Below are 24,284 nucleotides of genomic sequence, written 5' to 3'. Positions count from 1 at the left end.
CCTAGCAGAATGGCGGCGGTGCGATGCCGCCCACCGCCACGCCGTTCAGCGCACGCGGCCGCGCCGGACCAGGTTGATGATCCCGAGCAGCACCACCGCGCCGATGAAAGCCCAGAGGAGGCCGATCGGGCTGAAGGTGTCGAGGCTCGCGCCCATGCCGAAAAAGCTGCCGAGAAAATTGCCGAGGAATGCGCCGACAATACCGACGACGACATTCAGGATAATGCCCTGTTGCGCGTCGGTACGCATGACGATGCTCGCCAGCCAGCCAATGATGCCGCCGACGATCAATGTAATGATCAGACCCATGATTTTCCCTTCCCTGAACCGGCCGGGTACATGCGAGACCCCGGCGAGCCTGTGAACGTCCGGTCGCGGCCGGACATCGTCTGGTCGATACAGAAACAATGCGGGTCGGGAGCGAAAGGTTCCCGGCCGGCCCGCGTGGGCTCGGCCGGGAAAGTGGGATCGGTTCCTGATCGGGAACGTCTCCGGGTCGCAAGGGGGGATTAAGCAGCCGCGTTTGACGCTGATGTGACGAAAGTCACTCGCGTGAAAATATATGTGGGAGGGCGCTGATTTCGCCGAGCGCGGCGGCGACGTGGGGTGTGTGATCTGCGCACACGAAATGGGGGCCGGCATCGCTGCCAACCCCCACTATCCGGCTTTGCCCCACGCACTCCGCCCCACTTCATCCCGGTCCGCTTCTCTTGCGATCAGCAGCCCGCAAAACGATGCGTTGCGGCGCACGCCGGAACAATCCGGCGACGGTTTGGTCGGCCCCCTTTCGGGGGCCGGCCGCACCTGGAAAGCCCTTCATCATCTCTTCCTGCGTCCGCCGAAGCAGTCGCTGTCCAAGCGATGGACTGCATTTCCTGTACCCGATCGGGTTCGTATCAACTCGTGGGAATCGCTACGTTCCGTGACCAGGCTATCGGTAGATTTCCTCGTCAATCCGTCCGTTCTCTTCTGGCTAGTCTTGCAACTACCCTTGATGTCCCGGTGGTCTGTCGTCTCTGTCTTCCGATGATTTGAAGCTGACATGAAGCTTCGGACCCGCCAACAAAAAATCAGCGAAAAGCCCCTCCGGAAGGCCTGCGCTTGTGGATAAGTCCGGCATTAGCAACAAGCGGATTCGTTGCAGCATTTTTGTAATAGCCTTGCAGCATTTTCGGATTCGAAATCCGCACCGACTCGATAGCGCGGCACCGAATCCCGAGTCGATTTTTCCGGCTCTCGATTCGCGACTCGGCATAAAATGAAAGCGGGACCCGCAGGCCCCGCTTTCATTTTAACGTGCGTGACGGACGATCATCCCTTCACGGTCACCTCGACCCGGCGCGCAGCCGAATTGTCGGTGCCGGTGGTCGTCGTCTCGGCCGGCTTTTCAAGTACGACCTTGTCGGCCGCGATGCCGAGCTTCTCGAGCGCGGCCTTGACGCTCTGCGCGCGGTTCTTCGACAATTCGGCATTGGCGGCGGCATTGCCCGTCGGGTCGTTATAACCCGACACGGCCAGCGTCGCGGCCGGATTGCTGTCGAGATAGGCCTTCACCGAAGACGCCGCGGTCGTCAAATCGTTCGACACGTCCGATTTGCCGGTCTCGAAATAGACCGTCAGCATCGGTTTGCCCTGACGGTCCGCCGCGACGACGCCCGCGCCCTCGGGAATCGCAGCCGCGGGGGCCGGCACCGCCGTGCCCTCGGTCGGCGCCACCGTCTCGCTGATGGCAGCCTCATCGGTAGCCGGCGCGACCGCCGCCTCCTGCTTCGAACAATAGCGCAGCCCGAAGAACAGCAGCGCCGCGAGCACCAGCAAAAGCAAAAGCCAGCCGAGCCAGCCCATGCCGCCGCTCTTTTCGCTTTCGCCGTCACCGCCCGAATAGACGGTTTGGGGACTGGCTGCCGACGGAGCCGGGGTGGGCGCTGGAGCCGGCGAGGCCGCCGGCGGCGGAGCCGCAGCCGCAGGGATGGCCGACGCGCCGGCCAGGCCCGCCGCCGCCAGCGGAACTGCCGAGGCCGTGTCATCGTCCTTGCCGGCATCGCCGTTCAGACCGCCAGCGGCCGCCAGACCCGCAGCAGCACCAGCGGCGCCCGCCGTTCCGCCAAAGAGCGAGAGCAGGCCGAAATGCTGCGCGAGAAGATAATAGACGGTGACGCGGTTCTTGGTCCGGTCTTCCTTCATCCGTTCGCCGACGCTGGCGATCGCCGCGTCGAGCGTCGTGTCGTCGTCGGTCAGCCCCAGTTTCTTTTTGAGGAAATTCTCGCGAACGCGATCAGTTTCCTTCGGGTCGGAAAAGGAAACGAGCGAGGAATCGCGGTTTCTGAGGGCAATACCGAGATATGCGACGATCTTCGACACCACCGCTTCGTCGGCGTCCGCGACATATTTCCTGACATCCGCCAGCCAATCTTCTGCCATGCGACTATCCTCCTGCCAGACGCAAGAATTCGCCGTCAGACGCTCGCACGGGGGGCGAGACTCGCGTCTTAGGAGCCGGAACTTATATCATTTTCCGCGAAAGCAACATCGCGGCCGGAAACCGGGGCTATCGCTTGCCGAGATCACCCTTGCCGACGGTGCCCGACGCCATTTCGAGCATCCGGTCGAGGCTCTTGCGCGCGGCGAGGCGGAGCCCTTCGTCCATCTCGATCTGCGGCTTCAGATCGCGCAGCGCGATGTAGAGCTTCTCCATCGTGTTCAGCGCCATATAGGGGCAGATGTTGCAGTTGCAGTTGCCGTCGGCACCGGGGGCGCCGATGAAATTCTTCTCGGGCAGCGCCAGTTCCATCTGGTGGATGATGTGCGGCTCGGTCGCGACGATCAGCGTGTCGCCGGGAAAGCTTTTCGCGAATTGCAGGATGCCGCTCGTCGACCCGACATAGTCGGCATGGTCGACGATATGCGGCGGACATTCGGGGTGCGCCGCGACCGGTGCGCCCGGATGCTGCGCCTTCAATTTGATCAGCTCGGTTTCGCTGAACGCTTCGTGCACGATGCACACGCCCGGCCAGAGCAGCATCTCGCGCCCGAACTTGCGGTTGAGATAGCCGCCGAGGTGACGATCGGGACCGAAGATGATCGGCTGGTCCTCGGGAATCTGGCTGATGATCGTCTCGGCGCTCGACGAGGTGACGATGATGTCGCTGAGCGCCTTCACCGCCGCCGAGCAATTGATGTAGGTCAGCGCGATATGGTCAGGATGCTGCGCACGAAAGCGCGCGAACTGTTCGGGCGGACAGCTGTCCTCGAGGCTGCATCCCGCATCCATGTCGGGCAGGATGACGGTCTTTTCGGGCGACAGGATCTTTGCGGTCTCGGCCATGAATTTGACGCCGCAAAAGGCGATGACATCGGCGTCGGTATCGGCCGCCTTGCGCGACAGCTCGAGCGAGTCGCCGACGAAATCGGCGAGATCCTGAATCTCGGGCTTCTGGTAATAATGCGCGAGGATGACGGCGTTGCGCTCCTTGCGCAGGCGCTCGATTTCGGCGCGCAGGTCGAGACCCGAGAGATTCTCGCGAACGGGAGCAGTCATCGCTTTTCCTTATATGGCTTTAGCCTTGGCGCACCCCCTACACCGCCGCCCGCGAGAGGGCAATTCGGCTATGCGCCGGCGAGCCGCTCCGCGAGCGCGATGACGGGAGGCATCATCGACAGAAGATAGATGGTGACACGCACGCCAATGACAATCGCCGCGATCGCCTTTGTCGCCGGATGGACGCTCCCCAGCGTTCGCCGGTCGTAGAGCGCGATGATCCCGACGACACCGAGCTGGATCAGCCCGATCGGAATGTCGGACCAGCCGATCATCAGCGGCATCGGCAGGATGCGGCCGAGCGCGGGTTCGAGAATGACGATCGTCGCGCCGATCATCAGCCGCCGGTGCCATGCGGTCGTATGACGGCGCCGCACGGCCGCCCACACCATCAGGCCGAAAACCAGCGACTCGATGGTTGTGAGAGCGAGGAAATAAGGTGGAGAGAAGAAGGGCGGAAAACGGTTCAAGACCAGCGATGCGACGCCGGTAAAGATACCAAGGCAGGTGATGAAGATCGCGAGCGCCGCCCCGGCCCAGCCGAGCTTGCGGTGGAGCGCCAGATTATCGCGCGAAACGAGCGTCGGCTGGACGATCAGCAGGGCAAGCCAGGCCAGCATCGCAACGCCATGGACATGCACCCAGAAGGGCGCAGCGACCGGGTCGACAAAGCCCCTCAGCGCAAATTGCAGGAAACCGACGACGATGAAGATCGCGAGGCCGATCGCCATGCGATGCCAGAAAAGTTCGGCGCGCGCGGCGCCCCCTGCGGTGCTAGCCATACCACTTCCCCCTGCCCGACCCCGGCGGGAGAATAACGCAGCCTTGAAACGACGGAAAGCCGGGATTTACCCAGTCGGGGCGTCGGCGAAGCGCGCGGTGACCTTCGCATCGATCCCCGCAGCCTTCAGCGGCATCGCAAAGCTCTGCTCGACCGCGGTGCGCGCAGCGCCCTGCGCGAGACGCATCGGCGTCGTCCCCTTGGCTTGCTTCATCAGCTCTTCCTGTGCCGCCTTCCGGTTTGCAGCGTCGAGCGTGCGTTCGGCGTCGGTCAGCGTCAGCAGGATTTCGCCGTCACGATATTCGCTGATCGCGTCGATATCGATCTCGGGGCCCGCGAGCCGCAGCGGCGGCAGCGTGACCGTCAGTGCATTGGCCGCCGCGTCCCAATCAAGGTCGGACTGCTTCAATTTGCCGAGGTCGAGTTCGTAACGAACGGTTCCCGGCATGATCATCGTCTTCTTTGCGCTCAGCCCCAGCCGGCTCTGCGTCGACGTCACCACCGCGACATAACGCGCGGTGAAGGGCACGAGCACATTCTGCTCCTGCAATCCCTGCAGGCTCGCCGCGACGACGGTTTCGGGATCATAGCCGCGCTGCCAGTCCTGCCACGCCGAAACCGCCCACCAGGCGGCGAGCGCGAGCAGCGCTGCGGCGGCAAGCAGGATGAGGCGCGGCAACAGGCGTGGTGAAGTGCGTTCAATCATGGCGTGGTATAATCCGAACAATCGGGAAGGGGTCGATCCGGCTCATAGCGCGACTCCGCCGGGTCATAGCGCAGAACGCGATCATAGGTGCAGGCAGGGTCCCGCGCACGAACGAGATCGGCGCTCTTCAGCGTCACGGCACTATTGTCTTCCGACCGGCGCGACGTGCGCGGAAAGGCGGTCGCGACGGCGCGATAGCTGAGCGTCGGAAAGACGGCCGCGCTGCCGGGCGCTACGGCGAACGCGGCGCCGAATTCATAGTCGTCGTGGCACGCCTCGAGCCGGTCCTTCATGTCCTTTTCCGAAAAGCAGGCGCGGATCAGCACCGATCCGGTCCACGGCACCACAAGTGCTTCGCCGCCGAGCCGCGGGGCCGCAGGTGCGCCGTCGAGTTCGATCAGGTGGAGCTGCGATGCCGACCCTCCGCCGCCCGAATACATGCTGGTCTGGCCGGTGAGGATACCGACCAGATAGCGGTCGGGATCGTCCTTTGCACGGATCAGTCGGGGCCAGAGCTCGACCGACTGCACTTCGGCAAATTCCGGCAGGGTCAGCGAAACGGACGGGGCGTCCGGCGACGAAACGCGCAAGACGGCTCCCGCCCCGCTAGCCTCTTCGGTCGGCGGGACTTCGAGGCACAGGCTGCGATCGGGCAGGCAGCTGCCTTTTCCTTCCTCTCCCGTCAGCGCGACGAGCGGGCCGGAGACGGGCGCGGCCGCTCCGGCAGCGGCCGCCAGAAACAGCGAAACGATCATGCCAGTTGCCATTCTTCCTGCCCGATCTCACCCGCGCGCACGCGGACCATGCCCCGCGCCTTCAGGTCGATCAGATGGGCCAGAACCGACCGGCCGGCGGCACCGTTGAGCCTCGGGTCGAGCCCCTTGTACATATGCTTCACCATTTCGGGGATGACGCTTGTGCCCTTTTCGAGTTCCCGCAAGATCTGCCGCTCGCGCTGTTTCCTGTGGCCGAGCATGCCGCGGACGAGTTGCCGCGGCTTCGTCACCGCAGGGCCGTGCGCCGGATAATAGACGCGGTCGTTGCGGTCGTAGAGCTTCGACAGGCTCGCCATATAGGCGGCCATGTCGCCATCGGGCGGGCTGACGACGCTGGTCGACCAGGCCATGACATGATCACCGGTAAACAGCGCGCCGCTCTCGACGAGGGCGAAGCAGAGATGGTTCGAGGTGTGGCCGGGGGTCGCGACAGCTTCAAGCGTCCAGCCATCGCCCGAGACGCGTTCGCCGTCGGTCAGCACGCGGTCGGGGGCATAGTCGGTATCGAACGCTGAATCCGCGCGCGGGCCGTCGTCGGACAGGGCGAGCGGCGCGCAGCCGATGATCGGAGCACCGGTCGCTTCCTTCAGCGGTGCGGCAGCAGGGCTATGGTCGCGGTGGGTGTGGGTGCAGAGGATCGCGGCGACGCGCTGGCGATCCACCGCGCGGAGGATCGCGTCGACATGGCCGGTGCCGTTAATATCAGCGGGATCGCCAATGCTGAGCCCCGATCCGGTCGGGCCCGGATCGATCACCGCGACGTCGCTGCCCGCCCCGACGATCCACGTCTGGGTGCCGGTAAAGGTATAGGGCGACGGGTTCGGCGCGAGCACGCGGCGCACCAGCGGCTCATGCTGTTCGCACTCGCCGGCGCGGATGCTGTCGGGCCAGGGCTTTTCTTCGCTCATGTCGCCCATGTGGCATCGCGCGCCGCGAAGGAAAAGGGATGCTGGTCAAAAAGAGCGGACGCGAAAAAGGGAGCGACATGGGTCGCCCCCTTTCCCCGCCCCTGCCGCCGGCCCCACCGGGGAGCAAAGACCGGCGGTGAAGCTGGTCGGGCTCAGTTGCCCGATTTCTCGATCTCGGCGATCGCCTTTTCGAGGTCGGCGGCGACCTTGGCGCGCATGTCTTCGGACAGGCCGCGCGCCCGTTCGCCCTCGGCGAAGGCTTCGCGGGCCTTCTTCAATGCCGACAGCCGTGCCGCCTTGCCTTCGGCGGTGTCGCTGCAGGCAAACATATAGACGCGGCTGCGCTTGTTGCCGTCGCTTTCGTCGCGGTTGACGATCGGCGCCGCCTTGCCGTCGCCGCAGTTGCGAAGAACCATCGCCTTACCGCCGACGGCCCAAGCTCCATACGGGATCACCGGCATGGGCGGCATCGGGGGCATCGGCGCCATCACGGTGCGGATGCGCTCCTTGCGCTTCGCCTCAAGCTTGTCGGCGATCGCCTCGGCCTGCTTGCCCGTAATGCCCTGTTCCTTCAGCGTCGCGAGGACGTCATCGCGCGACAGGCTGCCAGGCGAGCGGATTTCGATGCGGCGCATCTTGTCCTTGCCGTCCGCCGGTGCCTTGCTTTCGCCTTCCCCATCGCGGCGGATGACGATGCGATGCACTTCGCGCTTCTTCTTGCCATCGTCGGTTGTCGTATCGTCGCTATGCTCGGTAAAGACCATCACGCCCGGCGCATCGGGAGCCTCGGGCGGCAGCGGCGGTTCGGGCGGTGCCGGCGGCGCGGGCGGTTCGCCGAGGTCGGTCGTCTGCGCCTTCGCCACGACGATCCCTGCAGGGACGAGCGTCGCGGTCGCGCCCAGCACGGCCAGCGTCGCGCCGCCGATCAACAACCGGCCGACAAGGCCGCGCTTTTTCGAAATATCCTCTTGCGTCAACATCGTCAGCCTCTCCTGCAGATTATCATGGACCGCCATCGGCGCGGCGAGCGACAGGCGCGGGCCGACCGCCGCCTTGACGATCGCTGTGGCATAGCGCGCGGTGCGTTCGTGCCGTTCGTCGCACTCGGCCATCGTCAGCACGCGCGCGTCGCACGCCGCCTCCTGATCGAACCGGAAAGCGCGGATCGCGCGCCAGGCGAAGGGATTGAACCATTGGGCGGCGAGCAGCACGAGCGCCGCACTGTTCGCCCACAAGTCGCCATGGCGGTGGTGCGACAGTTCGTGATCGATCGCCAGCGCGCGTTCCTCGGCGACATAGCGCGCGAAAAAGTCATGCGGCACGGCGACATAGCGCTGCCACAGCCCGAAGGCGACGGGGCCGTCGACCGCGTCGGACATCACGAGCCGGATCTTGCCGATCGGCTCGAGCGCGACCGCCTCGCCCAGCACGTCGCGGCGAAAGCGCTGATGCGACACCATCGCGGTCACGAGCACGGCGATCATACCTGTCGCCCACAGCGCAAAGGCGAACGGGATCATGTCGGCAAGCGACCAGAGTGGTTCGGCGACCGGCGCGGGTGCTGCGACCGGCAAGCCGACCGGAATGTCGACGACCGTCGAAACCGCCGGTTCGGGCATCACGATCACCGGGTCGGCAAAGGGCAAGGGCGGCAACACCAGCCGCAGCGCGGGCACCGCCCACAGCGCATAGGTCAGCCGCGGGCCGAAATGCCGCGCGAACGGCTTGCGCACGATCAGGATCAGGAGAACGAGGATGCCCGTCGTGACGAGCGTATCGGCCCACGCCTGGAGCAGCATAGCGGCGCTCACGACTTGAGCTTCTTCAAGAGCGCCTCGATCTCGGCGATGTCGGTGTCGGTCAGCGCCTCGCGGTCGGCGAGATGCGCGATCAGCGGGCTGACGCGGCCGCCGAACAGGCGGTCGACGAAACGCTGCGATTCCTCACCGACGGCGTCGGCGCGTTCGATCGCGGGGCTGTAGAGATAGCGGCGGCCGTCGGCCTCCGCCGTCACCGCGCCCTTCTGGACCAGCCGCGCGAGCAGGGTCTTCACCGTCGCCTGCGTCCAGCCGTTGATCTTGCCGATGCGCGAGGTCAGGTCGGCGGCGGTCTGCGGGGCTTCCTCCCACAGCGCCGACAGCACCTGCATCTCCGACTCGCTTGCTCTTTCTGCCATGCGGACCCCTCCCATTGGCGTCGTCGTCACCGATGCGACTACAAATGTAGTCAATGGGCTGAACGCTTCCTGAACAAAGCTGAACAGCAAAGTGTCGGGATTTTTGACACAGCGCGATATCGGTAAGGATTTGCTAACCAGCGTCTCGCGCGGGATTCTGCAAATGCCGAAAATTGGCACGGCAATTGTATAATATCCAATGTTCCCGAGTGTTCCGCTCAATGGAGCGGTGGGGGGCATCAGTCTGGTCCCTGATGTCCCCTGCCCCCACCCGGGAAAACCCCACTTGCCCCCAATGCAGACGGGGGGCGGAGCGGCCGAAAGGCCCCGCCCCCCGGAAGCTTTTTCAGCCGAACGAAAAAAGGACGGGCCGCGAACGCGGCCCGCCGAGATATGGCCGCCGCGCACGGCGGCCACCCCATTTCGTTTATTCGGCTTCCTGCTGCTCCGCCTCTTTCTTGAGCTGCCCCTTGGTCATGCCGGTGACGAGGACGTCACCCGACCCGGCAAAGCTGGCCGCAGGCAGCGTCGCGACGCGGTCGCCGACCTCGACCGTCACCGCCTGCACAACGCCGCTACCGGTCTGCCGCACGTCCTGGACATAGCCGATGACCTTGCCGCGCGCGTCGGTCACCGCCATGCCGGGTTCGACCGCGAACATACCGGCGCCCGACGCCGCGCCGCTTCCGGCGGCGGCAAGCTGGCCAAGGCTGCCCTGGAAGCCGCCCGCGACCGATCCGGCGCCGCTGGCGCTGCCTGAGACGTCTGACAGCGCCGTGCCCGTCCGGTCGCGGACGGTCCCAACCGCCCCGCGCGCCGCGCCGGTGGCGGTCGAAGCCGTGTCCCGTGCCGTGCCGACGGCGCCGCGCGCGGTGCTGCCGACGAAATCGGTACCCACCGCCTGCGCATCGAGGCTGCCGCCGCCCGAGGCACTGCCCGCACCATCGGCGTTGCCGCCGATATTGTTGCCGAGCAGCTTGCCCGTGCCATTGGCCGAACCCTTGCCGCTCGCGTCAGCATTGCCCTTGCCCTGCACGCGCCCCGAACGACGGTCGACATGCGCGTCGCCGCGGCCCGAGCCGGTCAGATCGCCCGCACCGCCGAGCGTGCCGCCGATGGGCCCGGTCGGATTGCCAAGCGTCCCGCCCAGCGTGCCGCCAAGATTTCCGCCCAAATTGCCACCAAGCCCGCCACCGCCGCCGAGCAACTGTGCCGACGCCGGGGCCGAAAACGCCATGGCCGACGCGGCGAAAGCGATGGCCGAAATGAAGATGCGATTTGCCATTGTCCTACTCCTGAATTTGCGGCCCGGAGGGGGTGGGCCTGGGGAGAGAACGATGGCGCGTTCGATTTTCTTCCGAAAATTTTGAAAGGCCCGGCCTATCGGCCGCCGCAACTGCCGCAAATCAGGCCGTGGCCATAGATTTTGTCGCGGCCCTTTTTCCCGAGGTCGCGCGCCTCGAAAACGAGCGCGGATACGGCGGGACCGATATTGTCGATCGACGGTGCGGGATAGCGGAGCGCGAGCCGGCCGGCCACGAGCGGCGCCGCGAAGGACGTCCCGCGGAGCCGGTCGGTACTCGCCGCACCCGTTGCCGCCAGTACCGCATCGCCCGGCGCCGCAAAGTCCACATGGAGCGCGCGGCCGGCCTCGGGCAGCGCACGCCCTTTCGCGTCGATCCCGGTGACCGCGAATACGCCTTTATATGAAGCGGGATAGGCGGGCGGCGCGGCGGGGCCGTCATTGCCCACCGCCGCAACGATCAACATGCCGCGTTGCTGTGCCCGGTTGATGGCGGCGGAAAGCAGCCGGTTGTCGGGGCCGACGAGGCTGATCGTCGTGACCGAAACACCGCCTTGCGCCAGCCAGCCAAGCGCGCGCGCGATCGCGCTGGCGTTGCCGCCCGCCGGGTCGCTTCCATAGACGTCGGCCGCGAGCAGGCGCCGACCGGGCGCCGCACCCTGCACCGCGCCGCTGCCAATCAGGAGCGACGCGACCGCAGTGCCATGCCGGCTCGCTGACGGCGCGCCTTTCGCAAAACCCCGCTGTTCGACACGCCCCGCAACCGACGGATGCGCCGCGACTCCGCCGTCGATCAGCCCGAGGCTCGCTTTGCCGTCGCCGGACGCCACCGCAAGCATGGCGCCGGGCAGCGCGCCGCCGGGGCCGCTCGCAAAATAGAGATTGTCGGCATCGACCTCGGCTTCGGGAAGAATCTTCGCGAGCTGTTTCCGCGCCCGCGCGAGGCTGCGCCCTTCGGGGAGGCGAAAGCGCGCGACATCGAGATCGAGTCCCTCGATGCGTTCGCGGTCGATCAACGCAAAGCCCGCCTTGCCCGCGCGGGCGACCGCCGCGGTATCGACGCCGATCGCCACAAGCACGCCGCGCACCGCCGGCTCACCGCGGTCGTCGAGTTCGATGCTGTCGCGATTGCCACGGACCAACGCGGTGATGCGGTCGAGCCGCAGCTGCGTCAGACTGTCGCCCATCTCGACGACGCGGCCGATATCGACCTCCGGCAACGACGGCAGCGGCCCGCCGGCACCGGGAAGCTGAACCTGCGGCAGCGCGACCTGCGCCGCGACGCGCGCGTCGGTCCCGCCAAACAGGAGGCAGAGCATCGCCAATGATGTCGTCCAATATCGCATCGCAAGTCTCACAAGGATCGGCGCGGCGACCGGTTCCCCCAAAAATTTAGCACGATGCGGAAGAAACGATAGAAGCCACTCGTTTCTTCCTCGAACAATCGAAAGGCGAGAATGCGCTTCGAAGAGAAACTGGTCGAATTGCTGCCGCGTCTGCGCCGTTTTGCGCGCGGGCTGGCGCGCGATGCCAGCGACGCCGACGATCTGTGTCAGGCGGCGATCGAGCGCGCATTAAAATCGCAGGAACAGTGGCAACAGGGAACAAGACTGGATAGCTGGATGTACCGCATCACCCGCAACCTCTGGATCGACGAGCGCCGCGCCGCGGGCCGGCGCGGCGTCCACACGCCGATCGACGACGCGGTCACGCAGATCGCGGGCGACGGCGCGGCCGAGGTCGAGGCCGGGACGCTGCGCGGCGACGTCGACGGCGCGATGGCGCGCCTGCCCGACGAACAGCGCGAGGTGGTGATGCTCGTCCTCGTCGAAGGCTATGCGTATCGCGAGGCGGCCGACATATTGGAAGTGCCGATCGGCACCGTCACCTCGCGCCTCGCGCGCGGACGCGAGACGCTGATGCATTTGCTGGGAGAAGCCGCATGAGTTTCGATCGCGCCACCGTCGCTGCCTTCGTAGACGGCGAACTCGACGACCTGACGGCACGCCGCATCGAGCGTGAGGCGGAAAGCGATCCCGCGCTCGCCGCCGAGATCGCGCGCCACCGCACGCTGAAGGCGCAACTGACGGCGCATTATGCGCCCGTCGCCGACGAACCGGTGCCCGAACGGCTCCGCGCGCTGCTGGCCCCTGCTGCTGAGGTCGACACGAGCCTCGCCGCGCGCCGCGAGGCGAAGCGGGCGCACTTCGCGGCGGTCCACTGGGGTGCGATCGCGGCTTCGCTCGTGCTCGGACTTGCGCTGGGGCTGCGGCCTTGGGTGCCCGCGTCGAGTATCGCCGAAGCGAATGGCGCGGTCGTCGCCGCGGGCCCGCTCGCCGAGGCGCTCGACACACAGCTTGCCTCGAACCAGCCGTCCGATGCCGCGGTGCGGATCGGGCTCAGCTTCCAGGACAAGACCGGGCGTTATTGTCGCAGTTTCGAAAGCGCGTCGCTCGACGGCATCGGGTGCCGCGACCAAGGGCACTGGCATCTGGAGCGGACGATGCAGGGACAGGCGGGCACCGATTATCGTCAGGCCTCATCAGGCGAACTCGCCGCCGCCGCGGCCGCGATGATGACGGGCGATCCGCTCGACGCCGCCGGCGAGGAGCAGGCGCGCGACAAGGGTTGGGCGCGCCGCTGATCCGTCAGGTGCGCGCGGGCTCGTCGATCCCGAACAGCGCGGCGAAATTCGCACGTTTGGCGAGCAGGTCGGCGAGCGTATAACCGTCCAGCACTTTCATGAAGGCCGCGAGCGCCTCGGCGAGCGCGCCGGTCAGTCCGCACGCGGGCGCGATCACACAGCTAGCGCAATCGACAAGATCGAACCCTTCCTCGGTATGGCGCACCACGGCGCCGACGTTGATCTCTGACGCGGGCCGCGCAAGGCGGATCCCGCCGAAGCGTCCGCGCACGCTTTCGAGATAACCCGCGTTCACGAGATCGTTGACGACCTTCATCAGATGGTTCTGCGAAATGCCATAGGCGCGCGAGATTTCGGAGATCGGGCTCAGCCGCGCCTCGTCCTGCGCGCCCACATAGAGAAGCACGCGCATCGCATAGTCGGTGTAGCGCATCAGGCGCATCTTGGTCCTTCAAACATGTCGGTCGCCCTATAATATGTATTTTTGTTGCATGTTTCAAATTTCGATCATACATGCAGATCAAATACATGATTGGAGCGAGTCGTGAAACAGGATGGTGAGATCGATGAAGCCGCGCTCGAGCGCCTGATCCCGGCCTTTTACGACCACGTGCGCGCCGATGCCGATATCGGCCCGCTGTTCAACGCCGCGGTCGACGACTGGGCCGATCATCTCGAAAAGCTCGTCGCCTTCTGGTCGTCGGTGATGCTGACGAGCGGGCGCTACAAGGGCAGCCCGGTCGCCGAACATCTGAAGCACAGAGAGGCGATCACGCCCGCGATGTTCGACCGCTGGCTGCAGATTTGGGCCGACACCACCAACGAGCTGCTGGCACCCGCGGCGGCATCCGCCTTGCAAGCCAAAGCCGCGCGCATCGCCGAAAGCCTCCAGCTCGCACTGTTTTTCCGCCTCGATGATCCCCGCCGGGCAGCTGCCTGATTTTTGGAAAGGAGAAGACCATGTCCAACATTCCCCTCGTCGATCTCAGCGTCCATCACCGCCCGGTCGATCTGTCCGACCGCATCGCGTTCGGTTTCACCAAGATGCTGCGCCTCGCCGCCGACACCTTCTTCGCCAAGCGTTACGGCCACCGGGCAATCGTGCTCGAAACGGTCGCGGCGGTCCCCGGCATGGTCGGCGCGACGCTGGTGCACCTAAAAAGCCTGCGCCGCATGGAAGACGACAAGGGCTGGATCCGCACGCTGATGGAAGAGGCCGAGAATGAGCGGATGCACCTGATGACCTTCATCGAGGTTGCAAAGCCGACCTTGTTCGAACGCCTCGTCATCCTCGGCGTCCAGTGGGTCTTCTACCTCGCCTTCTTCGCGCTCTACCTGATCAGCGCCAAGACCGCCCACCGCGTCGTCGGCTATTTCGAGGAGGAAGCGGTGATCAGCTACACGCTCTACCTCAATGAAATCGACGAAGGCCGCAGCCCCAATTTGCCGGCGCCCGCGATCGCCAGACATTATTGGAAGCTCGCCGACGACGCGACGCTGCGCGACGTCGTCCTCGTGGTTCGCGCCGACGAGGCGCACCACCGCGACGTCAATCATGGCTTCGCCAGCGAACTCGCCGGGATCGAACCTGCGGCGCATGTCGCGCCCTACCCCGAACATGCCGACGAACTTCGCGTCGCGGCCTGAACCACACCCTCAAGGACAGGATAGAAGAATGCGCACTGCTTCCGCCCACGCGATGATGATCGTCAAGGCCACCGCCCCCGCGCTCGAAAAGCACGGCCTTGCGATCACCACGGCAATGTACGCTCGGTTGTTCGAGAATAAGGACATCGAGGCGATGTTCGACCGCGCCGCGCAGACGAGCGGCGAACAGCCGAAGCGCCTCGCCGCCGCAATCCTCGCTTATGCGAAGAATATCGACAAGCTGCAGAACCTCGGCACCGCGGTATCGCGCATGGTCGCCCGCCATATCGATACCGGGGTAAAGGCCGAGCATTATCCCTATGTCGCCAATGCCCTGCTGCCCGCAATCCGCGATGTGCTCGGCGAAGAGGTCGCGACCGACGAGGTGCTCGCGGCGTGGGGCGAGGCCTATTGGATGCTCGCCGACATCCTGATCGCCGCCGAAGCGCAGGCGTATGAGGATGCCGAGGCGGCGTAATAACCGCCGCTTTCGACCGGAAGCTGCCCTTATTTTCATTGTCATCCCGGACTTGATCCGGGATCCATTTCTGCGCCGTCGTCGTGGATCCCGGATCAAGTCCGGGATGACGAAAATGGGGATGGCAGCTCTCCACCCCAAAGCAGAAAAACAAAAAGCCCGCCGGAGCCTGAGCGCCGGCGGGCTTTTGCTATCTGCCAGATACGCGGGCTTATTCGGCGCGCGCGGGAATCCCGGTCATCAGCGTGTGAAGCTCGCCCGCTTCCCACATTTCCATCATGATGTCGCTGCCGCCGATGAATTCGCCCTTTACATAAAGCTGTGGGATCGTCGGCCAGTCCGAAAATTCCTTGATGCCCTGCCGGACTTCCATGTCCTGCAGCACGTCAACCGTTTCATATTCGATGCCGAGGCGGTCGAGCATCGCGATCGCGCGCGAGGAAAAGCCGCACTGCGGGAAGAGCGGCGTGCCCTTCATGAACAGCAGCACCTGATTGTCGGCGACCAGCTTGGCGATGCGGTCGTGGGTCGTGGGGTCGGTCATAGTCAGTCTCCGGTGGCGCCAGGCGCCGCAAATTTCGTGTCAGCCCCTTATGAGGGGATGGCGGTCGTCAATTGCAAGGCATGAAGTTCGCCGCCCATGCGTCCGCCGAGCGCCGCATAGACCGCCTTGTGCTGCGCGACGCGGGTCATGCCGCGAAAGGATTCGCTGACGACATGCGCGGCATAATGGTCGTTGTCGCCGGCAAGATCGGTAATCGCGACCTCGGCATCGGGAAACGCCGCGACGATCATCGCCCGCAAATCATCCTCGCGCATGCCCATGGGTTCAGCCCTGCTTGTCCATGAACTGGCGCCGCGCCTCGACCGCTTTCTCGTTCAGCGCGGCGCGGATTTCAGCGTCGCTGATCTCGACCTGCGCCGCGGTCAGGTCGCCCGCCAGCTTGCGGATGACGTCCTCGTCGCCCGCTTCCTCGAAATCGGCCTGTACGACCGCCTTCGCATAGGCGTCGGTTTCCTCGGGGGTCAGCCCCATGCGTTCGGCCGCCCATTCGCCGACGAGCCGGTTACGCCGCGCGGTAATGCGGAACTGCACCTCCTGGTCGCGTGCAAATTCTGCCTCGAAGGCGCGTTCACGATCGTCGAATCCGCTCATTTTTTCCTCGTAAGAAGGGAATGTCCCCTTGCAGATAGGTCGGGCGTCCGCGCGGCGCAAGCCGCCTGTGCGGCAGATCACTTCCCTTTCGCTTACGAAGGGTTTAGGGTTTCGGCCCAAGGGAATGGGTCGCACCGCAGCTTAATAGTTTCCGCCTTGCCGGCGCGCGTCGGCATGGCGTCGCTACGTCTGTGTTTGGGGGATTTGTGATGACCGCTCGACGTCCGCAACTTGTGCCGATTCTGGCGCTGCTGGCTTTTGCCGCGCCCGAAACCGCACTGGCGCAGGGCACCGACCCGACGCTGCGCGACAGTTTCTCGATCGGCGAACAGGGCGGCTCGCTCTGCGAAGTGCAGGCCACCGTCCGCGACGGCGTCGTCAAGGGCATGTTCGATCGCGCCTGGACGATCGTCTGCCGCGATGCGAGCCAGCCAGTTGGTACGGTTCGCGAGCTGCGCGCCACCTCGGCCGAGGCGCTCGCGCGGATCGAACAGGCCCGCGCCGGTACGGTCGTCTGCGCCGCCGAGGGCGCCTGCACGCTCAAAGGCAGCAATATCGCGTGGCAGACGCGCATCGAAACCAAGGGCCATGTCACCTATAGCGTCGAAGGCTTTGCGGCTTATTCCGACGCGCTCAACCTCGCGCTCGAATCGGTGCGCCAGCACAGGGTTATGCCGGGCGTGATCAAGGTCGCCACGACATCGGTCGGCGGCAACGACGGCTTCGCCCGGACGATCGCGGGGACGATCGACGTCGACAAGGCGCTGGCCGAGGGATACCGGCGCAACCACAGCGGCGATTATGCCGAGGCGGCCGAATTTTTTGAGGCGCTGTCGCGCCGCGCCGCCGAGGAACAATCGGCGGCCGACATCGACCCGACCGAAGTCACGCTGAACCGCGCGCTGCAACGCTCGAATCTCGGCGAATTCGCCGAAGCCGAACGCCTGTTCGCCGAGGTCGAGGCGATCCCGACGGGCGACCCGGTGCAGCTGCGCCTTCGCCGCAATTTCCGGGCGATCAACGCGCTCAACCAGCGCGATTACGACGGTGCCGCAGCACGGCTGCAAACGCCCCTCCCGCCGCTCACGACGGGCGTCACGGTGTCGGGCGGCGCGGTGACGCTGACGCCGCAAATCGTCGCCGGGGTCAACAGCGGCGACAACGCCCGCGTGATCCGCCAGAGCAACGATCGCGAGCGCCTGTCGCCGCTGGAGCGCGCGCAGATCATCGATGCGCAGGCGATCCACCTGCTGGGCACGGTCGAACGGCTGCGCGGCAATGCCGAGGCGGCGAAAACCGCGCAGCTCAAGGGGCTGACCGACGCCATTGCCGTACGCGAAGGCCGCGTCACCTCGATCATCCGCCTGCGTTCGCAGATGCTCGGCGAACTCGCGCTGGCCGAAGAAGCGAGTGGCGACAAGGCAGCAGCCGACGCGCGTTTCCTCGAATCGGTGAACCTGCTCGCCGTCGAATATCCCGAAACGAACGCGCTTGCCTCGGCGCGCGCACGCTACGCCGCCTTCCTCACCCGCGAGGGGCAGGACGACAAGGCGATGGGCATCTATCGCGAAGTCGTGACCGCGCTCGCCAATACGCAGCGCTCGACCGCGGGCATGGCGAACATGATGGCGCCCTATTATCGGCTGCTCGCCGCACGGTCGGCCACCGACCCCAAGGCGATCGAGGATTTCTTCGTCGCCAGCCAGCTCCAGATCCGCCCGGGCGTCGCCGATACGCAAGCCGTGCTCGCGCGCGAACTTTCGGGCGGCAGCAGCGACGGCGCCCGGCTGTTCCGTCAGGCGACGACGCTGGGGCGCGATCTCGAACGCGCTCGCATCGAGGATGCGCGCCTCGCCCAGCTCCCCGAATCGCCCGAAGTCAACGCCTTGCGCGCCGACATCAAGGCGCAGCTCGACAATCTGTCGTTCCAGCAAGCCGAAACCGTCGTCGCGCTGTCGGCTTTCCCGCAATATCGCGTCGTCGCGTCGGGCAAGCTCGATCTCGCCGAATTGCAGCAGGTGCTGCGTCCCGACGAAGCCTATCTGAAGATGCTCGTCGTCGGCGACGGCGTTTACGCGATGCTGATCGAGCCGGGCGGCGCGCAGCTCTGGAAATCGGACATTAGCGCATCGGCGCTCGACACCGCGGTCGACACGATCCGTTCGACCATCTCGATCGTCGAAAATGGTCGCCGCGTCACCTATCCGTTCGACGCCGCAACCTCTTACAAACTCTATGGCCAGCTGTTCGCACCCGTTGCAGCGCGGCTGCCCACCATCCAGCATCTGATCTTCGAACCCGACGGCGCGATGCTGCGGCTGCCGATCAATCTCCTCGTCACCGCCGACACCGGGCTCGCCGCCTATGAGCAGCGCCTGCTCGATCCCGACGCCGATCCGTTCGACATGCGCCAGATCGCGTGGCTGGGCCGGACATCGCGCCCGAGCACGGCGGTTTCGACCCTCGGCTTCCGTAACGCGCGGCAGGCGGCGCCATCGAAAGCGGCCAACCAATATTTCGGGCTCGGCGAGAATCTGCCGGTCGGTGCACGCCTGCCCTCGCTCGGGACCCGCGGCGGCGCAGCGGGCGCCGTCGATGGCGATTGCCTGTGGGATGTCGCGCAATGGGCGCGCCCGATCTCGGCCGACGAACTCGTCACGGCGCGCAACGCGATGGGCCGCGATGCAGGTACATTGCTCACCGGCGGCGCCTTCACCGACACGGCGGTGAAAAGCCGCGCCGACCTTGGCGACTATCGCATCATCCATTTCGCGACGCACGGCCTTGTCACCGCGCCACGACCCGCGTGCCCCGCGCGCCCGGCACTGATCACCTCGTTCGGCGGCGCGGATTCCGACGGCCTGCTGACCTTCCAGGAAATCTTCGACCTCAAGATCGACGCCGACCTCGTCATCCTCTCGGCCTGCGACACCGCCGGCGCGGCGAGCGTCGCGGCGACGCGCGAGGCCGGGCTTTCAGGCGGCGGCAACGCGCTCGACGGGCTGGTGCGCAGCTTCATCGGCGCCGGCGGCCGGTCGGTAATCGCAAGCCATTGGCCCGCACCCGACGATTTCGACGCGACCAAGAGACTGATCGGCGGGCTATTTGCGGCCAATCAGGGCACGAGCGTCGCCGACGCCCTGTGGGGGACCCAGCTGCACCTGATGGACGACAAGCAAACATCGCACCCCTATTATTGGGCCGGCTTTGCGATCATCGGCGATGGCGGTCAGGCGTTGCTCCACACCGACACGGCAACCGCCCGGAATGGAGAGGCCGCCGGCCGCGCTGCCCGCTGATCCGATGAACGCACCCGAAGTCCTTACGCCCGCGGCGGACACGCCCGCGCAGGACGGCCAACAGGCCGCGGTTCCGCTGCGCAAGCGGGTGCGCCGGCTTGTCATGCAGCTTGGGCCGTCGCGGATGGCGGCGACGATCGCCTTCCTGCTGATCGCGATCCTGATCGCGCGCTTCAGCTGGCAGATGCCGCTGATCGATGCCGCCGAACGCGCCCTCTACGACGCACGCGCGACGCTGATGGCGCCGCATGTCGAGCAGGACAAACGCATCACCCTCGTCACCTATAATGACGAAACGCTGTTCAACACCGGCATCCGCTCGCCGCTCGACCGCACCTTGCTGGCGAACGCGCTCGGCAATCTCGACCAGATGGGTGCGAAAGCGATCGGCATCGATATCGCGTTCGACTCGCCGCGCCCCGACGACGATGTGCTGAAGGCGCAATTGCGCGCGATGAAGACCCCGACCTGGCTCGCCTATGCCGAACAGGCGAGCAATCCGAACACGATCTTTTACGAACAGCAGAAATATCTCGAAGCCTATATCGCCGACGTGACGACCGCGAAGACGAAGCCGACGAGCGTATTGTTCCGCACCGACGACGACAGCGTGATCCGCAACTGGCCCGACCGGCCGGAGAATTTGCCGCCTTTGATGTCGAACGCGCTGGCGCCGGTCGACGCAGCGCATGCGAATTTCCAGGGCAATATCCGCTTCCTCGTTCCCGCCCGCGCCGCCGCGGGACAGGAAGAGCCGGTCTTCGCCAATATCCCGATCGACACTTTCGCGATGCCGATGGATGCCGAAATGCGCGCCGGCTTTTCGGAGTTGGTCAAGGGCCGTTACGTGCTGATCGGCGGCGACATCATCGACAACGACCAGTTTAACACGCCACTCAGCCGTTTTCCCGACGCGATCACCGGGCAGCATGAAACGATGATCGGGCTCGAAGTCCATGCGCATATGCTCGCGCAGCAGCTCGACGGCGCATGGACGCGGCCGATTGCGGCGCCCGCCCTTTGGGTCCTCGCGATCCTCGTCGTCTTCGCGGGCGGGCTCACCAGCCTGATCGACTTGCGCGCGCGCTGGGTCGCGCTGGCCTTCCTCGGCCAGATGGCCTTTTTCGTCGCCTTCCCCTTCTGGCTGCAAAGTCGCGGCGTCGACACGACGACGCTCCCGACCTTTGGCTGGGCGATCGGCTGGCTGTTCGGTTACGCCGCGGTCGGCACCGCGGCGCGCACCGTCGGATCGCGCCAGCGCGCCTTTGCCCAGTCGGCGCTCGGCAAATATCTGCCCGCCGACGTCGCGGCGCAGATCATGCGCGACCCCGACCAGCTCTCGCTCCACGGCGAGCGGCGCAATATCTTCTGCGTCTTCACCGACCTCGAAGGCTTTACGAAGCTGAGCCATGCCGTGACGCCGGAAACCGTCGCCCGGCTGCTCAACGAATATCTCGACCGCCTGTCGGACATCGTGCTCGAACATGGCGGGACGATCGATAAATTCGTCGGCGACGCCGTCGTCGCCTTCTGGGGCGCGCCGCTCAGCCGCCCCGACGATGGCGAACAGGCCGCCGCCGCCGCGCTCGCCATGTATCAGGCAGGCGAGAAATATCGTGTCGACCTCGCCGCCGAAGACGTCCCGCCGATCGGCATGACGCGCGTTGGCTTGCACGTCGGCGATGCGATTGTCGGCAATTTCGGCGGCGAAGGGCGTATCCAGTACACCGCGCTCGGCGACAGCATGAACACCGCGTCGCGGCTCGAGGCCGCGAACAAGGGGCTCAAGACCGGCGTACTGATTTCAGCCGAGGCGGCGGCGCGATCGGGTCGCGACGATCTGGTGCCGATGGGCCGCGTCACGCTGCGCGGCCGGGCACAGCCCGTCGATGTCTTCACCCCGCGCCCCGACCTCGCCCCCGATCGGCGCGCGCGCATCGCCGCGCTGGTCGCGGCGCACAGCGCCGGTGACAAAAAGGCCTATGTGACCTGTGCCACAGCAATACAGGCGGATTTCGGTCAGGATCCATCCATCATGTTTCTGATAGAACGCCTGAACGAGACAAAAGAGGGAGAAAGCTATGTCCTTTCCTGATTTCCGGATGCGCCGCCTCGGCCTCTCCGCCGTAGCCGCGATCGCGGCCGTCGCCTTTGCCGGCACCGCTGCCGCGCAATCGATGGTTGTGCGTTCAACGGGTCCGTCGGCGAGTAAATATCCCACCGGCGCCAAGCTGAAATCCGCCGACAAGCTCACCCTCGTCGCGGGCGACAAGGTGGTGTTGATGCAGGCGGGCAAGACGCGCACGCTGTCGGGGCCCGGCACCTTTGGCGCCACCGGCACGGTGCAGGCCAGCCAATCGCTCGGCGGCAATGTGACGCGGATGCTCGCCAAGGGCCCGACGATGCGATCGCGCGGCGGGTTTTCGCGGGGTACGGGCGACGAAACGCCGGCGAATGTCCGAGCGCCGAACCTGTGGCTGCTCGACTATCGCGAGGGCGGTACCTTCTGCGTGCTAGATCCGGCCGTACTGATGCTGTGGCGCCCAAACATGGAGGGCGACACCGCACTCGAGATCGAGAGCGCGGGCAAGAAGACGACCGTCGCGATCGTCGACGGCGCGAATTTCCGTAAATGGCCGACCGATGTTCTGCCGGTGCAATATGGCACCGACTATCGCCTGTCGGGCGGCGGCCTCACCAAACCGGTGACGGTGCGTTTCTCGGCGGTGGAGAATGCGCCCGACACGGTCGAGGGATCGGTCGACATGCTGATGGCCAAGGGCTGCTCGCCGCAGCTCAACCGCCTCGTCGATACGATGTCGGAAGCCGAGGCGGGATGAGGTGAATGGATGGGGGCAGCCATTGTCGCTGCCCTATCCGTCTGATAATCTCCTGAGGAAATTCCGCCATCCAATCGGCGGAGCCTTTCCTTGGGTCGCAATTCGCCCTGCCGGTTTCCGGTGGAGCCAGTGAAATTGGCGCACCGCGATCGTCGCGGCGGCGCCTGCGCGCAAGGGGTGGTGATGAGCGTTTCGGGGGATTTTGCAATTGCGATCGCACGGCCGAGGGGGGCCGCGATCCGCAGCATGTTGGCCGGTTCGGCCGGATTGATCGCCGCAGCCCTGCCTGCCGCGGCGTGGGCGCAGGCGACCCCGCAAATCCCGACGCGCGAGGAAATCCAGCGCCCGACGACCGCTCCCGCCGTCCGTCCCAACGAACAGGTTGTCGCGGTCGACGACGGTATCGAGCGCGCGCCCTGCCCGCTCGCCAACCCCGAATTCGCCAACGTCCGCTTCACACTGAGCCGCGTCGAATTTTCGAGCGTCGAGGGCATCGACGCCGCGACGCTCGCGCCAAGCTGGTCCGATCGCGTCGGGCAGGAGTTGCCGATTTCGGCGGTATGCGACATTCGCGACCGCGCCGCGACGATGCTGCGTTCGCAGGGCTATCTCGCGGCGGTCCGCGTCCCGCCGCAGACGATCGGCGACGGCGTCGTCCGGCTCGACATTCTGACCGCACGCATGTCGCGGATCGAGGTGCGCGGCGATGCCGGCGCCAATGAAAAGCTGCTTCAGCGCTATCTCTCGCGGCTCGACGACCAGCCGGTGTTCAACATCGTGGACGCCGAGCGCTATCTGCTGCTCGCGCGCGATATCCCGGGCATGGATGCGCGCCTGACATTGCGCCCCGGCACCGTGGCCGGCGAGGTCGTCGGCGAGGTCACCGTGACGCGCATGCCCTTCACTTTCGACTTCAACGCGCAGAATTTCGGGTCGCGCGACGTCGGCCGCTGGGGCGGCATCGCGCGCGCGCGCTACGCAGGTCTCACGGGCATGGGCGACCTCACGACGGTCAGCTTCTATTCGACCCCCGATTTCGACGAGCAGAAAGTCGTCCAGGTCGGCCACGAGTTCCGCGTCGGCGGCGAGGGGCTGCGCTTCGGTGCCAATTACACCTATGCGTGGACGCGCCCCGACATCACCGGCTTTCCGGTCAAGTCGAACACCCAGATTGTCAGCCTGTTTGGCGCCTATCCGCTCGTGCTGACGCAGGCGCGGCGCATCACGGTCGGCGGCGGGCTCGATATCATCGATCAGGACATCAGCCTGACCGGCATCCCGATCAACGAAGATCGCCTCCGCGTCTTCAACCTCCGTGCCGACGCAAGCTGGGTCGACCCCGCCTCGATCGCCGGGCGCGACGGTTTCAGCCCCAGCGAACCGCGCTGGTCGCTCGCCACCTCGCTCGAAGCACGCAAGGGCGCCTCCTTCCTTGGCGCCAGCGACGATTGCGGCCCCGGCGGCGCGGCGTGCTTCCTGCCCGGCGCGGTACCGCTGACCCGCGTCGAAGGACAACCCGACGCCTTCCTCGTTCGCGCCAACGCCCTCGCCGAATGGCGCCCGGCAAAGCTGTTCACGCTCTCGGCGGCGCCGCGCGCGCAATGGGCGAACGATCCCTTGCTCGCCTATGAAGAATTTTCGGGCGGCAATTTCACCGTCGGACGCGGGTTCGACCCCGGCACGATCATCGGTGACAGCGGCGTCGCGCTGGCGCTGGAAGCGCGCTACGGCTCGTTTGTCCCAGCCAACACCGAAAGCTTTGCCTTCCAGCCCTTTGTCTTCTTCGACGCCGCGTGGGTGTGGAACAAGGACACCGCCTTCGATGGGCTCGATCCCCAGAAACTCTATTCGGCCGGGGGCGGCGTGCGTGTCGCTTACGGCGATCTGGCACGGCTCGACATGACGCTGGCGGTCCCTCTCAATCGCGGGGGGTTCTTGGCCGAAAAGCCCGATCCGCGCCTGCTGGTGTCGCTGACCACCCAATTCGGCGTGAGGGCACGCTGACATGACTATTGCATCGAGGACAAACGCC

Annotated in this window: 24 protein-coding genes; 9 read left to right on the top strand and 15 right to left on the bottom strand. The window is 65.8% G+C overall.

The window, feature by feature from the left end; translation table 11 throughout:
- Positions 1-45: 45 nt before the first annotated feature.
- The 11 genes from GGC65_RS18460 to GGC65_RS18410 form a co-directional block, all read right to left on the bottom strand.
- Positions 46-309, bottom strand: coding sequence for a GlsB/YeaQ/YmgE family stress response membrane protein (locus GGC65_RS18460; protein WP_192648489.1), 264 nt, complete (start codon positions 307-309; stop codon positions 46-48).
- A gap of 1,002 nt (positions 310-1,311) precedes the next feature.
- Positions 1,312-2,421, bottom strand: a complete 1,110-nt coding sequence (locus tag GGC65_RS18455) for a DUF2853 family protein (RefSeq protein ID WP_192648488.1) — start codon at positions 2,419-2,421, stop codon at positions 1,312-1,314.
- A 127-nt stretch (positions 2,422-2,548) separates the two neighbouring features.
- Positions 2,549-3,538 carry a quinolinate synthase NadA gene (nadA, locus tag GGC65_RS18450; protein ID WP_192648487.1) on the bottom strand — a complete coding sequence of 330 codons (990 nt, stop codon included), beginning with the start codon at positions 3,536-3,538 and terminating at the stop codon, positions 2,549-2,551.
- 68 nt (positions 3,539-3,606) lie between these two features.
- The gene (locus GGC65_RS18445) at positions 3,607-4,320 is read right to left on the bottom strand and encodes an adenylate cyclase (RefSeq protein WP_192648486.1); all 714 of its coding nucleotides are present in this window, start codon (positions 4,318-4,320) and stop codon (positions 3,607-3,609) included.
- Between the two features lie 66 nt (positions 4,321-4,386).
- Entirely contained in the window at positions 4,387-5,025 is a 639-nt protein-coding gene (locus tag GGC65_RS18440; RefSeq protein ID WP_192648485.1) for a DUF4230 domain-containing protein, read from the bottom strand.
- Positions 5,022-5,780, bottom strand: a complete 759-nt coding sequence (locus GGC65_RS18435) for a hypothetical protein (protein WP_192648484.1) — start codon at positions 5,778-5,780, stop codon at positions 5,022-5,024. The genes GGC65_RS18440 and GGC65_RS18435 overlap by 4 nt, the downstream gene beginning before the upstream one ends.
- Positions 5,777-6,709: an MBL fold metallo-hydrolase gene (locus GGC65_RS18430; protein WP_192648483.1), complete on the bottom strand. Its 933-nt coding sequence runs from the start codon at positions 6,707-6,709 to the stop codon at positions 5,777-5,779. The genes GGC65_RS18435 and GGC65_RS18430 overlap by 4 nt, the downstream gene beginning before the upstream one ends.
- A 152-nt stretch (positions 6,710-6,861) precedes the next feature.
- Complete coding sequence (locus GGC65_RS18425; protein WP_192648482.1) at positions 6,862-8,520, bottom strand: M56 family metallopeptidase; 1,659 nt, start codon at positions 8,518-8,520, stop codon at positions 6,862-6,864.
- Complete coding sequence (locus GGC65_RS18420) at positions 8,517-8,885, bottom strand: BlaI/MecI/CopY family transcriptional regulator (protein ID WP_192648481.1); 369 nt, start codon at positions 8,883-8,885, stop codon at positions 8,517-8,519. The genes GGC65_RS18425 and GGC65_RS18420 overlap by 4 nt, the downstream gene beginning before the upstream one ends.
- Before the next feature lie 427 nt (positions 8,886-9,312).
- Positions 9,313-10,170: a hypothetical protein gene (locus tag GGC65_RS18415; protein ID WP_192648480.1), complete on the bottom strand. Its 858-nt coding sequence runs from the start codon at positions 10,168-10,170 to the stop codon at positions 9,313-9,315.
- Between the two features lie 95 nt (positions 10,171-10,265).
- Positions 10,266-11,507 (bottom strand): S8 family serine peptidase, encoded by a 1,242-nt coding sequence (locus tag GGC65_RS18410; protein ID WP_225940900.1) that lies wholly within the window; start codon positions 11,505-11,507, stop codon positions 10,266-10,268.
- 138 nt (positions 11,508-11,645) lie between these two features.
- Here GGC65_RS18410 and GGC65_RS18405 point away from each other — a divergent pair, with 138 nt between their 5' ends.
- Together GGC65_RS18405 and GGC65_RS18400 are read left to right on the top strand one after the other, a co-directional pair.
- Entirely contained in the window at positions 11,646-12,134 is a 489-nt protein-coding gene (locus tag GGC65_RS18405; protein WP_192648478.1) for an RNA polymerase sigma factor, read from the top strand.
- Positions 12,131-12,832 (top strand): anti-sigma factor, encoded by a 702-nt coding sequence (locus tag GGC65_RS18400; protein ID WP_192648477.1) that lies wholly within the window; start codon positions 12,131-12,133, stop codon positions 12,830-12,832. The genes GGC65_RS18405 and GGC65_RS18400 overlap by 4 nt, the downstream gene beginning before the upstream one ends.
- A gap of 4 nt (positions 12,833-12,836) precedes the next feature.
- Here GGC65_RS18400 and GGC65_RS18395 read toward each other — a convergent pair whose 3' ends face one another.
- Positions 12,837-13,274: an Rrf2 family transcriptional regulator gene (locus GGC65_RS18395; RefSeq protein ID WP_192648476.1), complete on the bottom strand. Its 438-nt coding sequence runs from the start codon at positions 13,272-13,274 to the stop codon at positions 12,837-12,839.
- A gap of 102 nt (positions 13,275-13,376) precedes the next feature.
- Between GGC65_RS18395 and GGC65_RS18390 the strand changes: the two genes are divergently transcribed.
- From GGC65_RS18390 to GGC65_RS18380, 3 genes are read left to right on the top strand one after another with little or no spacing between them, the layout of a single operon-like run.
- Positions 13,377-13,772, top strand: coding sequence for a group III truncated hemoglobin (locus GGC65_RS18390; protein ID WP_192648475.1), 396 nt, complete (start codon positions 13,377-13,379; stop codon positions 13,770-13,772).
- Between the two features lie 20 nt (positions 13,773-13,792).
- On the top strand, positions 13,793-14,479 hold the full coding sequence (locus GGC65_RS18385) for an alternative oxidase (RefSeq protein ID WP_192648474.1): 687 nt from the start codon (positions 13,793-13,795) through the stop codon (positions 14,477-14,479).
- A gap of 28 nt (positions 14,480-14,507) precedes the next feature.
- On the top strand, positions 14,508-14,957 hold the full coding sequence (locus tag GGC65_RS18380) for a globin domain-containing protein (protein WP_192648473.1): 450 nt from the start codon (positions 14,508-14,510) through the stop codon (positions 14,955-14,957).
- A gap of 211 nt (positions 14,958-15,168) precedes the next feature.
- Here the strand turns inward: GGC65_RS18380 and grxD are convergent, their stop codons facing one another.
- Genes grxD through GGC65_RS18365 form a run of 3 tightly spaced genes read right to left on the bottom strand, consistent with a single transcriptional unit; the run spans position 15,169 to position 16,113 of the window.
- Complete coding sequence (gene grxD / locus GGC65_RS18375; protein WP_192648472.1) at positions 15,169-15,501, bottom strand: Grx4 family monothiol glutaredoxin; 333 nt, start codon at positions 15,499-15,501, stop codon at positions 15,169-15,171.
- Between the two features lie 47 nt (positions 15,502-15,548).
- A complete protein-coding gene (locus GGC65_RS18370; RefSeq protein WP_037514674.1) occupies positions 15,549-15,782 on the bottom strand; it encodes a BolA/IbaG family iron-sulfur metabolism protein in 234 nt (77 codons plus the stop codon).
- Between the two features lie 4 nt (positions 15,783-15,786).
- Positions 15,787-16,113, bottom strand: coding sequence for a DUF1476 domain-containing protein (locus tag GGC65_RS18365; RefSeq protein WP_192648471.1), 327 nt, complete (start codon positions 16,111-16,113; stop codon positions 15,787-15,789).
- Between the two features lie 209 nt (positions 16,114-16,322).
- On the opposite strand from GGC65_RS18365, the gene GGC65_RS18360 reads away from it, so the two are divergent.
- The 4 genes from GGC65_RS18360 to GGC65_RS18345 all read left to right on the top strand — a co-directional run bounded on the left by GGC65_RS18360 (position 16,323) and on the right by GGC65_RS18345 (position 24,256).
- A complete protein-coding gene (locus tag GGC65_RS18360) occupies positions 16,323-19,412 on the top strand; it encodes a CHAT domain-containing protein (RefSeq protein WP_192648470.1) in 3,090 nt (1,029 codons plus the stop codon).
- A gap of 4 nt (positions 19,413-19,416) precedes the next feature.
- A complete protein-coding gene (locus GGC65_RS18355) occupies positions 19,417-21,507 on the top strand; it encodes an adenylate/guanylate cyclase domain-containing protein (RefSeq protein ID WP_192648469.1) in 2,091 nt (696 codons plus the stop codon).
- Entirely contained in the window at positions 21,494-22,252 is a 759-nt protein-coding gene (locus tag GGC65_RS18350; protein ID WP_192648468.1) for a hypothetical protein, read from the top strand. Before GGC65_RS18355 ends, GGC65_RS18350 begins: the two co-directional genes overlap by 14 nt.
- A gap of 183 nt (positions 22,253-22,435) precedes the next feature.
- A complete protein-coding gene (locus GGC65_RS18345) occupies positions 22,436-24,256 on the top strand; it encodes a ShlB/FhaC/HecB family hemolysin secretion/activation protein (RefSeq protein ID WP_192648467.1) in 1,821 nt (606 codons plus the stop codon).
- The last annotated feature ends 28 nt before the right edge of the window (positions 24,257-24,284 follow it).

Origin of the sequence: Sphingopyxis sp. OAS728 (assembly GCF_014873485.1) — a bacterium.
In the GTDB taxonomy this organism is placed as follows: Bacteria; Pseudomonadota; Alphaproteobacteria; order Sphingomonadales; family Sphingomonadaceae; genus Sphingopyxis.
This window is presented reverse-complemented; position numbering and strand designations above follow the sequence as displayed.

Excerpts from the sequence above, each read along its gene's own strand:
- GGC65_RS18380 (WP_192648473.1), top strand. The coding sequence starts at position 14,508 with ATGCGCACTGCTTCCGCCCACGCGATGATGATCGTCAAGGCCACCGCC.
- GGC65_RS18410 (WP_225940900.1), bottom strand. The coding sequence starts at position 11,507 with ATGCTCTGCCTCCTGTTTGGCGGGACCGACGCGCGCGTCGCGGCGCAG.
- GGC65_RS18360 (WP_192648470.1), top strand. The coding sequence starts at position 16,323 with ATGACCGCTCGACGTCCGCAACTTGTGCCGATTCTGGCGCTGCTGGCT.
- GGC65_RS18405 (WP_192648478.1), top strand. The coding sequence starts at position 11,646 with ATGCGCTTCGAAGAGAAACTGGTCGAATTGCTGCCGCGTCTGCGCCGT.
- GGC65_RS18430 (WP_192648483.1), bottom strand. The coding sequence starts at position 6,709 with ATGAGCGAAGAAAAGCCCTGGCCCGACAGCATCCGCGCCGGCGAGTGC.
- GGC65_RS18385 (WP_192648474.1), top strand. The coding sequence starts at position 13,793 with ATGTCCAACATTCCCCTCGTCGATCTCAGCGTCCATCACCGCCCGGTC.
- GGC65_RS18370 (WP_037514674.1), bottom strand. The coding sequence starts at position 15,782 with ATGGGCATGCGCGAGGATGATTTGCGGGCGATGATCGTCGCGGCGTTT.
- GGC65_RS18355 (WP_192648469.1), top strand. The coding sequence starts at position 19,417 with ATGAACGCACCCGAAGTCCTTACGCCCGCGGCGGACACGCCCGCGCAG.
- GGC65_RS18400 (WP_192648477.1), top strand. The coding sequence starts at position 12,131 with ATGAGTTTCGATCGCGCCACCGTCGCTGCCTTCGTAGACGGCGAACTC.
- GGC65_RS18460 (WP_192648489.1), bottom strand. The coding sequence starts at position 309 with ATGGGTCTGATCATTACATTGATCGTCGGCGGCATCATTGGCTGGCTG.
- GGC65_RS18420 (WP_192648481.1), bottom strand. The coding sequence starts at position 8,885 with ATGGCAGAAAGAGCAAGCGAGTCGGAGATGCAGGTGCTGTCGGCGCTG.
- nadA (WP_192648487.1), bottom strand. The coding sequence starts at position 3,538 with ATGACTGCTCCCGTTCGCGAGAATCTCTCGGGTCTCGACCTGCGCGCC.
- GGC65_RS18440 (WP_192648485.1), bottom strand. The coding sequence starts at position 5,025 with ATGATTGAACGCACTTCACCACGCCTGTTGCCGCGCCTCATCCTGCTT.
- GGC65_RS18445 (WP_192648486.1), bottom strand. The coding sequence starts at position 4,320 with ATGGCTAGCACCGCAGGGGGCGCCGCGCGCGCCGAACTTTTCTGGCAT.
- grxD (WP_192648472.1), bottom strand. The coding sequence starts at position 15,501 with ATGACCGACCCCACGACCCACGACCGCATCGCCAAGCTGGTCGCCGAC.
- GGC65_RS18350 (WP_192648468.1), top strand. The coding sequence starts at position 21,494 with ATGTCCTTTCCTGATTTCCGGATGCGCCGCCTCGGCCTCTCCGCCGTA.
- GGC65_RS18455 (WP_192648488.1), bottom strand. The coding sequence starts at position 2,421 with ATGGCAGAAGATTGGCTGGCGGATGTCAGGAAATATGTCGCGGACGCC.
- GGC65_RS18345 (WP_192648467.1), top strand. The coding sequence starts at position 22,436 with ATGAGCGTTTCGGGGGATTTTGCAATTGCGATCGCACGGCCGAGGGGG.
- GGC65_RS18415 (WP_192648480.1), bottom strand. The coding sequence starts at position 10,170 with ATGGCAAATCGCATCTTCATTTCGGCCATCGCTTTCGCCGCGTCGGCC.
- GGC65_RS18395 (WP_192648476.1), bottom strand. The coding sequence starts at position 13,274 with ATGCGCCTGATGCGCTACACCGACTATGCGATGCGCGTGCTTCTCTAT.
- GGC65_RS18365 (WP_192648471.1), bottom strand. The coding sequence starts at position 16,113 with ATGAGCGGATTCGACGATCGTGAACGCGCCTTCGAGGCAGAATTTGCA.
- GGC65_RS18435 (WP_192648484.1), bottom strand. The coding sequence starts at position 5,780 with ATGATCGTTTCGCTGTTTCTGGCGGCCGCTGCCGGAGCGGCCGCGCCC.